Raw genomic sequence first — 11,997 nt, 5'->3', positions numbered from 1 at the left:
GAGAATTTGATGGTTGCTACCCGGGACACGAGCCGCAGACGGCAGGAAATCAGCGCACTCGTGCGGGAGCGCGGCAGCGTGCAGGTCACGGATCTTTCCGAACGCTATGGCGTATCGATGCAAACGATCCGCAAGGACCTTCATTTCCTTGCGAGGAAGGGCGTTGCCGAACGCTCCTACGGCGGGGCCATATCTGCCGACGCCGTCAATGTAGTCGCCGAGCCGCCGCTGGAGACTAAACGCGCGGCCAATCCCGATGCCAAGTCGCGGATCGGCGCTATGGCGGCGGCCATGGTTCGGCCCGGCGATTCGGTGGTACTCGATTCCGGCACCACGACGCTGCAGATCGCCCATCATCTGCCGGATGATGAGGAAATCACCGTCCTCACCAACGATCTCGACATCCTGTGCGCGCTGGCCCGTAAGGAGCACATCCGCGTGGTCATGCTGGGCGGCGCACTGCGGCGCCGCAACCGCGCCTTCTATGGCGCGCAAACCGAAAGCGCGCTCAGCGACCTGCACGTAGACAAGCTGTTCCTCGGCGTGGACGGTTTCGATTTCGAGCGCGGCATCACCACGCATTACGAACCCGAAGCGATGCTGAACCGAAAGATGGCGAAAGCAGCGCGACAGGTCATCGCGGTGACCGATCGTTCGAAATTCGGCAAAGTCTGCCTGCACCGCATCCTCAATGTGGAAGAGATCGACGACCTCGTCACCGATGCGACCGACGAAGACGCGGTGCAATCCGCCGCCGATCGCCTGGGCTTCCGCCTCCACCGCGCGTGAGCGCTTTGGCGCACTTCAGGTAGCGTTAGGGTATGGTTAGGTGCCGTTAGGTGCCGACAAGCGCCGCCCCCTCGCAAGAAGGGGCGGCGGTTCCTCTCGACGCGTTTTAGGCTTTGATCTGGAAGAATTTTCTGGCGTTCTTCCAGTAGATCTTGTCGATCACGTCGCTGGGTAGGTTCAGCCCCACCGCATCGGCATTGATCGCATCGACGCGCTGGCTCAGCGGCGTCGCCAGATAGCGCCAGTCGGCCCGCCAGACTTTGTCCACCTCTCCCGGAAAATCGTCAGTCGCCGGTGGGTTCTGGGCACGCGCGGCCGGGTCGGGCGGGCTATCGGTCAGGTCCGTGCCGTAGAGGATGCGGTCCTGATACTTGATGAAAAAGGCCCGCACTTTGGCGACATCCGCGTTGGACTGGACCTGAAGATTGGACAACCGCGCAGCCAGATCCACCACGGCCTTGGGATGGGCATCGAAGAACCGCGCCAGCTCGTCGACGCTCCACTCCAGACTGGCCATGTGCGCCCCGTCGAACGCCAGCGTCGGATGCCGCGTCACGAACCGTTCGCGCGCCGCCATCAGCGCCTCATAGCTCGGCTCCTCCGGATGGAGGTACATGTAGTACTCGGGATGCTCGCGGAAGTAGCTGCGGTCGTTGTCGGTCGTCATTTGATCGAGCGGAAGCCAGCAGTTCTTGGGCTCGGCCTGATGCGCGATGAGCGGAATTCCGCGCTCTTCGAGATGCGCGATGACGCCATCGAAGCGCGGATCGTCCAGGAATACCCGCTTGCCATCGGCGTCCCGGGCTACCATGCCGATGTTCTTCCAAACCTTCACAGCCAAGGCCCCGCGTGCCACGGCCGCATCGATCAGGGCGTTGGTACGCTCGGTCCAGCCGGGCGTTCCGAACCCCTCCATCGGAAAGGTCGTGGCGAAATGGAACACCTTCGGATCCGCCTTGCGCATCGACCCGGCAATCGCCGCTTGCTGGGCAAGTGGCGGAAAATCGGGGTAATCGACATTGATCGACAGCAGTTCGAACCCATCGCGCCGCGCCAGATCAAGGAAACGCGGATCGTCGACGTTGGCATGGACATGCGCATCGAACTTGGCGACCTGCGCGAAATCCGCTTCGCGGTAGTGGCGCTCGGCAGAGGCCGAAACACCGGCTTCGCTTGCCAGCGCGATACCCGCAAGGAGCGTCCATTTCACCATTTTATGCAAGATTGTGCCCTCTTCACACGAAAACGAAAGAAAACGCATTCATAAATTGCGTTTTTGGTTTGCATGCGGGGTTGCGCTGGTGCAAGCTTTTTCTCGTGGGGCCGTTCCGGCTCGAACCGGACGTGCACACCATCAGGAGAGAGTGGATATGCAGTTGAGCCCCGTTACCCGTCGCGCGGCCCTTGCCCGGCTGATGGCCGGTGCCACGTTTGCCGCCGCGAGCGGGCCGTTGCTGTCGGGGCAAGTCTGGGCTGCGCCCGCCTCCACCGTGCGGCTGACCGATGGCACCCTGACCATCGAGTTCGACGCCGCGATGCGTTCCCGGCTGCTGCACCGCGACCGTGAAATTACGCCCTGGGCAGCCGCCGAAGCACTTTTCCCGCTGGAAGGCGCCGCATTCGATCGCTTCGTCCTGCTCGATCAAAGCGAATCCGCCGTTTCCGGCGGGCGCCGCCATGTCCTGCGCGCAACGGCGGGCGGTATGCTGGAGCAGGAGATCGCGATCACCTTCCTCGATCGCTTCCCCGGCCTGGCCATCTATGACGTGCGCTACCGCAACACCGGCGACAAGCCCCTGCCCTTGTCCGCCTGGCGCCTGGCCATGCACGACCTGCAAAACCACCCCGATGGCGCCTGGAGTTTTGCGGGCGCATCCTATCCCGATCGTCGCGACTGGGTGCAGAAAGTCGGCCCCGGCTTCGAACAGCGCAACTTCATGGGCATGAATGGATCCGACTACGGCGGCGGAACGCCGGTTGCCGTAGCCTGGCGCCGCGATGTCGGGCTGGCCGTCGGGCATCTGGAAACAGTGCCACGCCTCATCGCCCTGCCCGTTTCGGCGCAGCCCGGCGGCACGCGCATCGGCATGACCGGTGACGCGCGCGAAGTGCTGGCCCCCGGCGCCTCGCTGGCGCTGCCGAGCGCTTTCGTGATGGCACATGAAGGCGACCATTTCCGCCCGCTCGACGCCTATCGCCAGTTGATGGCCGATCGCGGCCTGAAGGCGCCGGCGATCCCGGAATCAAGCTATGGCGCGATCTGGTGTGCTTGGGGCTATGAGCGCAAGTTCACGCCCGAACAGATCTATGGCGCACTGCCCAAGGCGAAGGAAATCGGCTTCGAATGGGCTGTGATCGATGACGGCTGGCAGGTCGCGGACGGTGACTGGCGGGTAGACCGCAGCCGCTTCCCGCGCGGCGACGCCGACATGAAGGCATTCGCCGATCGCATAAAGGCGGATGGCATGCGTCCGCGCCTCTGGCTGGCGCCGCTGGCGGCCGATCCCGGCACCCCGCTGCTGCGCGACCATGCCGACATGCTGCTGCTGGATCGCGACGGCGCGGCGCAGAATGTTACTTGGTGGAACGCCTTCACGCTGTGCCCCGCTTACCAGCCCACCATCGACTATTTCCGCGGCGTCGTGCGCACGATCATCGGCGAATGGGGTTTCGATGGCCTCAAGCTGGACGGCCAGCACCTCAACGGCGTCGCCCCTTGCCACAACCCGGCACACAACCACGCGCGGCCCGAGGAATCGTACGAGAAGCTGCAGGATTTCTGGAAAGCGATCTACGACGAGGTCATGGCGATCAACCCGCAGGCGGTCGTCGAGATCTGCCCCTGCGGCGACAGCTTTGCCTTCCACAACATCCCGGCGATGAACAACACCCCCGCCTCGGACCCGACATCGTCCTGGCAGGTCCGATCGAAGGGCAAGACGTTCAAGGCGCTGATGGGGCCATCCGCCCCCTATTCGGGCGACCATGTCGAACTGACCGAGACCGGCAACGATTTCGCCTCGACTTATGGCATCGGCGCTATCCCATCGACCAAGTTCACTTGGCCGGAGGATACGCCCACACCGTCCGAGCCGCTGCCGCCCGGCGGGTTCAAGCTCACGGCCGAGAAGGAAAAGCTCTGGCGCAAGTGGATCGATCTCTACCGTGAGAACATGCTGGCCCAGGGCACTTACCTCGGCGGGCTGTACGACATCGGCTTCGACAAGCCGGAAGCCCACGCGATCGCGAAGAATGGCGAGCTGCACTACGCCTTCTATGCCGAAACGTGGGACGGGCCGATAAGCCTGCGCGGGCTTGGGTCGGGACGGTATAGCTTGACCGATGGCTTCACCGGGCAGCCGCTGGGCAATGCCACGGCAAAGCAGAACACGATCCCCGCCAAGTTCGAGCGGTTCCTGCTCGTCCGCGCCGCTCCGGCCAAGGGAGGCAAGGCATGAACGCCCTTGCTGCGCCGTCGAACCGGGCCTGGCTGGTCAATGCTCTCGTCACCGTAGTGCTCTGGGGTATCTGGGGGGCCTTCTCCGGCCTTTCGCCCCAGCACGGATTTCCCGAAACGCTGGTCTATTGCGTCTGGGCACTGACGATGATCCCGCCGGCTCTGGTGGTGCTGGCGCACGTTCGCTGGACGCTGGACGTTACACCGCGCGCCATCGCCTATGGGCTGGCGGTCGGCCTGTTGGGGGCCGGCGGGCAGATGGTGCTGTTCTACGCCGTGGCGCGTGGGCCGGCCTATCTGATCTTCCCGATCATCTCACTCTCTCCGGTGGTGACCATCGCGCTGTCCTTCGCGCTGATGCGCGAACGGACCGGCAAGCTGGGCGCGCTGGGCATCGTGCTGGCCCTGCTGGCGCTGCCCACGTTCGACTTCGCGCCCGGCGGCGGTGGCGCGGCCTCCGCAGCCTGGCTGATCCCGGCGATGGTGGTGATGCTGTGCTGGGGCGTGCAAGCCTACTTCATGAAAGCCGCCAACAACGTGATGTCGGCGGAAAGCATCTTCGTCTACATGACGATCTCCGCCCTCGTACTGATGCCCGCCGCCTGGGCGATGACCGATTTCACGCACCCGGTGAACTGGGGCTGGGACGGTCCAGGTCTGGCCGCCGTGATACAGGTTCTCAACGCGGTCGGCGCGCTCACGCTGGTCTTTGCCTTCCGCTACGGCAAAGCGATCATCGTCGCGCCGCTCTCCAACGCAGGGGCACCGCTGGCCACCGCGCTTCTGTCGCTCGCCGTGCTGGGCGTCGTGCCCGGCCCGCTGAAGAGCCTTGGCATCGGCTTGGCCCTGCTCGCCTCCCTACTGCTCGCCATCGAACCTGACGCCGAAGATGAAGACGCCATTCCTGCGGAATGATGGTTTCGATTAGTTTCGCTTAGTTGCGTTTTAGATTTCGCTGCGCTAGCCCTGAGTGCGAAAGGAAGCGATGTGAAAGCGATTCGAGATATCGTGCTGCGGCACAAGGCGGGCGAACGCATCGGCGTGACTTCGGTATGTTGCGCGCATCCGCTGGCAATCGAGGCGGCGCTCCGCCACGCTCTGGGAACCGGCCAGGAAGTTCTCCTGATCGAGGCGACCTGCAATCAGGTGAACCAAGAAGGCGGCTACACCGGAATGACGCCCGCCGATTACCGCGACTTCGTGCGCGAAATCGCGGGGCGCGTCGGCTTCCCGCTCGATCGTCTGGCGCTGGGCGGCGATCATCTGGGACCCAATCCGTGGACCGCGCTTCCCGCTGCCGAGGCCATGGAGCGTGCCGAAGTCATGGTTGCGGCCTACGTGCGCGCCGGTTTCGGCAAGATTCATCTCGACTGCTCGATGAGCTGCGCAGACGATCCGGTGCCGTTGCCCGAACGCACGATCGCCGAACGCGCCGCACGTCTGTGCCGCGCGGCAGAAGACGCCTTCGAACCCAATAGCGAGACCGGAGCCACCGACGCACCGGTCTATGTCATCGGCACCGAAGTTCCGGTTCCGGGCGGCGCTGCCGAGGATCTTGAGGAACTGGCCGTCACCGATCCGGCAGACGCTATCGCCACCGTCGAGATGCACCGCACCCTGTTCGCAGAGGCCGGCCTCTCCACCGCATGGGATCGCGTGATCGCCACCGTCGTTCAGCCCGGCGTCGAATTCGATCACGACAAGGTCGTCGACTATCGCCCCGAGCGCGCCGCAGCGCTCAGCCGCGCGATCGAACCGATTGCCGGCCTCGTCTATGAGGCGCATTCCACCGATTACCAGACCGCCGATGCCCTCTCCGCGCTGGTGCGCGATCACTTCGCGGTGCTCAAGGTAGGTCCGGGCGTGACGTTCGCGCTGCGTGAGGCGCTCTGGGCGCTCGATGCGATCGAGGCGGAGACTATCCCCGCCGACGAGCGCGCCGGCTTGCGCCAAGTCGCGCTCGAACGCATGCGCGCAGAACCCGGCAACTGGCGCAAATATTACCATGCGGAAGGCGCGGCGCTAAACCTGCAATTGCAGTACAGCCTGTCCGACCGCATTCGCTACTACTGGCCCGACGAGCAGATCCTTGCCGCGCAAAAGCAGCTTTTCGCCAACTTGCGCAGCGTGCCGCCGTCCCTGCCGCTGGTGAGCCAGTATCTGCCGCTCGCTTATGCCGCAGTGCGCAGTGGCGCCGCCACGCTGGATCCGGCCGAACTTGTCCTGGCGCACATTGCCGCCACTCTCGAAGCTTATCATGGAGCTTGCCACCCCGATGCCTGACGCCCCGCTTGTTCCCGGAACGCCGGGTAACGACGCCGAACCCTGGACTCGCCGCGAAATCGCGCAGCAGCCTGAGACGCTGCGCGCCACGCAGGCGATCCTGAACGCCCAGAAGGCAGCGATCGAGGCCTTCGTCTCGCCGCTGCTCGCCAATCCCGGTGTCAGGATCGTGCTGACCGGCGCGGGCACCTCAGCCTTCATCGGCGAGTGCCTTGCGCCGTGGCTTTCGGGCCTGCTGGGCCGATCGGTGGAAGCAATCGCAACGACCGACATCGTCAGCTCGCCGGCGCTGTATTTGCGCCGACAGGAACCGACGCTGCTGGTCTCGTTCGGCCGTTCGGGCAGCAGCCCGGAAAGCGTCGCCGCTGCCGATCTGGTCGATGCCCATGTCGACGATGCCTATCACCTCGTCATCACTTGCAACGTCGAAGGTGATCTGGCGCGCCGCGATGGAGGCAACGCGCACGTTGTCGTGCTGCCCGAGGCGACGCACGACCGCGGCTTTGCCATGACGTCCAGCTTCAGCGCGATGATGTTCGCTGCGCTTTCGATCCTGAGCGGCATTCATGCGTTGGATGGCCGCATCGAAGCGATCGCATCCGCCGTGGCCGAAACGCATGCGCGCAGCCTGCCGGTGGTCGCAGACCTCGCCGCGCGCGGTTTCCGCCGGGTGGTCTATCTCGGCAGCGGGCCGTTCAAGGGGCTGGCGCGCGAGGCTGCGCTGAAGCTGATGGAGCTGAGCGACGGCGCGGTCGTCACAGCGTTCGACACCGCGCTCGGCTTCCGCCACGGCCCCAAGACGATCATCGATGCGCAGACGCTGGTGGTGGTCTTCGTCTCCAACGACCCGCTGACGCGTCTCTACGATCTCGACATCATCGCCGAACTGCGCGCCGATGGCCGCAGCGGCGCCATCACGGTGGTTTCCGCCAATCCGGACGACGCGGCGGAGATTGCCGTGCCGGGTCTGACGCAGGCAGCGGACGCGGACTTGCTGTTCCCGTTCATCGTTCCCGCGCAGTTGTTCGGCCTTGCGGTCTCGCTGGAATTGGGGCTGACGCCGGATCGCCCGAACGCCAGCGGCACCGTCAATCGTGTGGTACAGGGCGTGCGGATTCACGCACAGCCCGCATGAACCAGCGCATTTTTCTGGGCGTCGACGGTGGCGGCACCAAGACCGAGTTCGTCTGCATCGATGGCACCGGACAGGTACTTGCCACGGCATTGACCGGCACGACCTATCACTTGCAGGTCGGTTTCGATGAAGTGGTGCGGCGCCTGGAAGCCGGCCTCTCGCAAGTCTGCGCGGCAATCGGCATTGCCCGCGACGGTATGGACCATGTCTTCTTCGGCCTGCCCGCCTATGGCGAGGATCGCGCCATCGATCCACGCCTTCATGCGGCATGCGGAGAAGTGCTCGGGCATGGGCGCTTCACCGTCGGCAACGACATGATCTGCGGTTGGGCAGGATCGTTCGGCGGCGAGGACGGGATCAACATCGTCGCCGGTACCGGCTCGATCGGATATGGTGAGCGCCAAAGCCGCGCGGCGCGGGTCGGCGGCTGGGGCGAAGTGTTCAGCGACGAGGGATCCGCGTACTGGATCGCCATCCAAGGCCTTTCGTTGTTCACCCGGATGAGCGACGGACGCACCCCGCGCGGCCCGCTTCATGAGAAGATGGTCGCGGCGCTTTCGCTGGAAGACGATCTGGATTTGTGCAGACGCATCATGGGGCCCGAAGGGATGGGACGCAGCGAAATCGCGGGCCTCGCAGGGCTCGTCTCCGAAGCAGCATCCGCCGGAGACCATGCGGCGCAGGTCATACTCGACAAGGCCGCGCACGAACTGGCGGACATGGCGCTCGCCCTTCGCACAGAGCTGGCCTTCCCTGAGGGTGAGGCAGTCCCGCTTTCGTGGTCGGGCGGTGTGTTAAGCCGGGAAGCACGGGTCCGCGAGGAGTTTTTGCGCATCGTCCGCGCACAGGGATTCGCAGCCAGCGAGCCTCGGTTTGCGCCGGGATATGGCGCGGCACTCTATGCGCGCAAATTAGCTGAGCGGAGTTAGGCGCATGTCTTGTTTGTCCATCGATTCCGCGCCTCCCTCTCGTAACGATTAAGTTCGAGCCTTATCGCGTTCGCGCCGACAGAGCCGCCATTCAGCGCCTCCTGAGAGCATCTCCGAAGCGGTCATTCGCTCACCGAGAGATCAGCCACGATGAACGGCCGGCAATGGGACATTGTGCTCGGTCCGCTTCGGAACGCTGAAGTGGCGATAGCGGACGCTGGGAGGGGGAAGCCTTACTGTCCGTTGGCGCCGTCAAAGCAGACGGTCGCAGTTCACAACGCGTTCCTCGAAAGCCGCCGGTCGTTCACCGAAATCCATCGTATCAAAGTGACCTCGCCATCTGAGGTGAACCTTTGCCGCTCCCCACGGTTGATCCTGCCTGTCTGGCCAACTCTGCACGAGTCGCACTTGCCTTGCGGAGGATCAATTGCGACCAGCAATGGAAATAACCGCCAAGGTCAACGCCTCTGTACCGGCCTTGATCGAGGCACGCGGGTCGGGCGCAAACAACGGAGAGTGGTTTACCGGCGTTGCCTTACCCTCGGCCTTGAACTTCGCCAGCGCTGCGGCGGTGTATCCTCCAACGCTCATATAGACCGAGGGCACACCTGCGTTCACGAATTCGGAATAGTCCTCACTGGCGGAATCCGCCGGAACGTAGGCCGGAACAAGCACCGCCCTGTCGCCAATCGCCGCCTTGATCGAACCTGCGACGCTCTCGGTCAATTTCGGATCGTTATTCACCGCCGCCGTTCCGAACAGATAATCCACCTGCGGAGCCGGAGCGCCGGCCATGTCCGCCACGGCCTTGGCCGTCTTGTCGACGCCGGCCAGCAATTGCTTGCGCACATCCGGTTCGTGCGAACGCAGTGTCAGTTGCAGCACCGCATCGTCGGGGATGATGTTCGGCACGGTTCCCGCGTGGAAGCTGCCGACCGTGATGACGCCGAACTTGGCGGGGTCTACCTCGCGGCTGCGCACGGTCTGCACATCGCTGACGAAGTGGCCGCCCATCACGATGGGATCGATGCTGTTTGCCGGCATGGAGCCGTGCGCGCCCTTGCCCTTGAAGGTGATCCGCACCTGATCGGACGCGGAAGTGATGGTCCCTTCCTTCAGGGTCACAAGTCCAGCCTCGTCGGGGGTCACATGGGCGGCAAAGCCGTAATCGGGCTTGGGAAAGCGTGAGAACAACCCGTCCGCCAGCATCACCTTGGCACCGCTGACGGTTTCCTCTGCCGGCTGCCCGACGAACATAAGCGTGCCGTGCCAGCGGTCCTTCATCGCCAGCAGCGCCTGTGCGGTCGCCACCCACCAGGTCATGTGCACATCATGCCCGCAGGCGTGCATCGTCGGCGTCAGCTTGCCGTCGATCTCCTGACTGTAATGGCTGGCGTAAGGCAGGCCGGTCTTCTCCTCCATCGGCAGGCCGTCCAGCTCGGTACGGACCAGAACCGTCGGACCATCGCCGTTCTTGTAGATGGCGACCACGCCGGTGGTACCGACCTTCTCGGTCACCATGAAACCCAGCTTGCGCATCTTGGCGGCAAGCAATGCCGCCGTGCGCGTCTCGTGCATGGCCACTTCGGCGTGCGAGTGGATATCCTGGTACATCGTTTCGAGCTGCGCATAGTTCTGGTCCAGCGTGGCAGCGATGCGGGCAAGATCCGCCTTGGGGTCGGTCTTGGGTTCGGCCGCCGCGAAGGCCGGGCTGGATGCCATGGCCGCCAGCAGCAGCAGATATTTCGAATTCTTCATGGGATTGCCCCTCATGTTCCAACGTTAGAATTGATGCCGAAGGCTGCGCGGCGGGTTCGAACCCGTCCGAATCCTGCAAAAACACGCCGATTGCCTCTTTGCCCGGATGCGATTCCAGTGCATTGAGCTTTTAGGAAATAAATTTTCCCCGGATGGATGAATAGATCGTGGTGCGAACTCAACAAGACAGCGATGCTCAAACCATGGGTCGGCGCCTTCGCGCGATCCGGCGCGAAAGCGGTGCCACGCTGGCTGAAATCAGCGGGCGCGCCGGCATTTCGGTCTCCGCGCTTTCGAAAATCGAAAATGCCCAGATTTCCGTTTCCTACGACATTCTGAAGCGCGTCTGCGATGCCCTCGGCATCGGCATAGAGGACATCGTCTCTTCCGGTGAGAAAAGCCAGCTTTCCGGCAGGAAGACCACGACGCGCGACGGCGAAGGCGAGAGTTTCACCAGCGACCAATACGATTACCGGGTCCATTCGAGCGAGATTTCCAAGAAGGCGATGAGCCCGTTCGAAATGGTCGTTCGCGCCCGTTCGATCGAGGAGTTCGATCACTGGAGCCAGCACAACGGCGAGGAATTCGTCTACGTCCTTTCCGGCTCGATCGAGATCCATACCGAGCATTACAAGCCCTTCCAGCTCAATCAGGGAGAGAGCGCCTACTTCGATAGCGGAATGAAACACCTCTACATCTCGCTGAGTGAAGACAATGCGCGCGTCCTGTCGGTCTCGTACGATCCGCATTCGGCGGAAAACCGCCCTGTGTCGACATACATGCATCCTTCGACACGCTGACTTTGGAAGGCTGGCGGCTTTTCCTATAGGAAAAGACCGGTCACCAAAGGCCGGGATCGGGCATCCGTTCACGCATAATAGTCCGGCGCCAAACGCATGTGCTGGATAGCGACGGGGTCGTGAAACAACAGCATGTCGGCAGCGCGTGCCTCCCGCAGTGCTTTCAGGCGGCGAATGGCGGCAAGCGCGGCTGCATCATCGCAGCTCTCGCCCGGCAGGACCTCATCGTCGAAATTCTCGGCCAGATCGCCGGCATCGAACGGTAGCAGAAGCGCACCGTGATCCGGCAATTCGATCAACGCCGATTGATGGCCAGCCGTATGTCCGCGCGTGTCGAGGAGCGATAGCCCCGGCATTGCCTCCCAGTCGCCATCGCGCAGGTCCCAGTCCAGCCCGTCGATCGCATAGTCGGAACGGATATAGGCCATCCCCGGGTCATCGCCGAACGCCAAGGCATGCTCGGCGCGCTGGATGCTGACGCGGGCATGGCCAAGGCGGTCAAGATAGCCGCAATGGTCGAAATGAAGGTGCGAGAGGATCACCCAGCCGATGTCGGCAAAGTCGATGCCGATCTGCGCGAGTTGTGTCTCCATGCGGTGTGCCGCACGCACGATCGGAGCGGTCATGCCATGGCGCGTAAAGCAAGCCTCGCGCCGCGCCGGATCCTCGATATTGTCCGGATTGAGGCCCGCATCGAGCAGAACCCAGCCCTGCGCCGTATCCAGCAGATAAGCGCAGACCGGTTCGCTCAGCATGAACCGCGCGCCGCGGTTCCGGGTGGAGATCGTCTTGGGGAGGATCTCGTAGCCGCAGAGCAGCACGAAGAGACGTTTTACATCGGTCATC

10 protein-coding genes are annotated in these 11,997 nt (G+C 63.6%); 7 read left to right on the top strand and 3 right to left on the bottom strand.

Annotated elements, in window-relative coordinates; all coding sequences use genetic code 11:
- The first annotated feature begins 9 nt into the window (after positions 1 to 9).
- On the top strand, positions 10 to 789 hold the full coding sequence (gene agaR, locus CA833_RS21230; protein WP_207081093.1) for a transcriptional repressor AgaR: 780 nt from the start codon (positions 10 to 12) through the stop codon (positions 787 to 789).
- Positions 790 to 895: 106 nt separating this feature from the next.
- On the opposite strand, the gene CA833_RS21225 is transcribed toward agaR, so the two are convergent.
- The gene (locus CA833_RS21225) at positions 896 to 1,999 is read right to left on the bottom strand and encodes an amidohydrolase family protein (protein ID WP_242526580.1); all 1,104 of its coding nucleotides are present in this window, start codon (positions 1,997 to 1,999) and stop codon (positions 896 to 898) included.
- Positions 2,000 to 2,159: 160 nt separating this feature from the next.
- Here CA833_RS21225 and CA833_RS21220 point away from each other — a divergent pair, with 160 nt between their 5' ends.
- From CA833_RS21220 to CA833_RS21200, 5 genes are all read left to right on the top strand, one after another.
- Complete coding sequence (locus CA833_RS21220; protein WP_207081091.1) at positions 2,160 to 4,247, top strand: glycoside hydrolase family 36 protein; 2,088 nt, start codon at positions 2,160 to 2,162, stop codon at positions 4,245 to 4,247.
- Positions 4,244 to 5,161, top strand: a complete 918-nt coding sequence (locus CA833_RS21215; protein WP_207081090.1) for a DMT family transporter — start codon at positions 4,244 to 4,246, stop codon at positions 5,159 to 5,161. Before CA833_RS21220 ends, CA833_RS21215 begins: the two co-directional genes overlap by 4 nt.
- Before the next feature lie 72 nt (positions 5,162 to 5,233).
- Complete coding sequence (locus CA833_RS21210) at positions 5,234 to 6,529, top strand: D-tagatose-bisphosphate aldolase, class II, non-catalytic subunit (RefSeq protein WP_207081089.1); 1,296 nt, start codon at positions 5,234 to 5,236, stop codon at positions 6,527 to 6,529.
- Positions 6,522 to 7,664, top strand: coding sequence for an SIS domain-containing protein (locus CA833_RS21205; protein ID WP_207081088.1), 1,143 nt, complete (start codon positions 6,522 to 6,524; stop codon positions 7,662 to 7,664). Before CA833_RS21210 ends, CA833_RS21205 begins: the two co-directional genes overlap by 8 nt.
- Complete coding sequence (locus tag CA833_RS21200) at positions 7,661 to 8,593, top strand: N-acetylglucosamine kinase (RefSeq protein ID WP_207081087.1); 933 nt, start codon at positions 7,661 to 7,663, stop codon at positions 8,591 to 8,593. Before CA833_RS21205 ends, CA833_RS21200 begins: the two co-directional genes overlap by 4 nt.
- Before the next feature lie 423 nt (positions 8,594 to 9,016).
- On the opposite strand, the gene CA833_RS21195 is transcribed toward CA833_RS21200, so the two are convergent.
- Positions 9,017 to 10,351, bottom strand: a complete 1,335-nt coding sequence (locus tag CA833_RS21195) for an amidohydrolase (protein WP_207081086.1) — start codon at positions 10,349 to 10,351, stop codon at positions 9,017 to 9,019.
- A gap of 203 nt (positions 10,352 to 10,554) precedes the next feature.
- Between CA833_RS21195 and CA833_RS21190 the strand changes: the two genes are divergently transcribed.
- Positions 10,555 to 11,151: a helix-turn-helix domain-containing protein gene (locus CA833_RS21190; protein WP_207081085.1), complete on the top strand. Its 597-nt coding sequence runs from the start codon at positions 10,555 to 10,557 to the stop codon at positions 11,149 to 11,151.
- A gap of 68 nt (positions 11,152 to 11,219) precedes the next feature.
- Here the strand turns inward: CA833_RS21190 and CA833_RS21185 are convergent, their stop codons facing one another.
- Entirely contained in the window at positions 11,220 to 11,996 is a 777-nt protein-coding gene (locus CA833_RS21185) for an N-acyl homoserine lactonase family protein (RefSeq protein WP_207081084.1), read from the bottom strand.
- Between the last annotated feature and the right edge of the window lies 1 nt (position 11,997).

Source organism: Novosphingobium sp. KA1, assembly GCF_017309955.1.
Classification (GTDB): Bacteria; Pseudomonadota; Alphaproteobacteria; order Sphingomonadales; family Sphingomonadaceae; genus Novosphingobium.
This window is presented reverse-complemented; position numbering and strand designations above follow the sequence as displayed.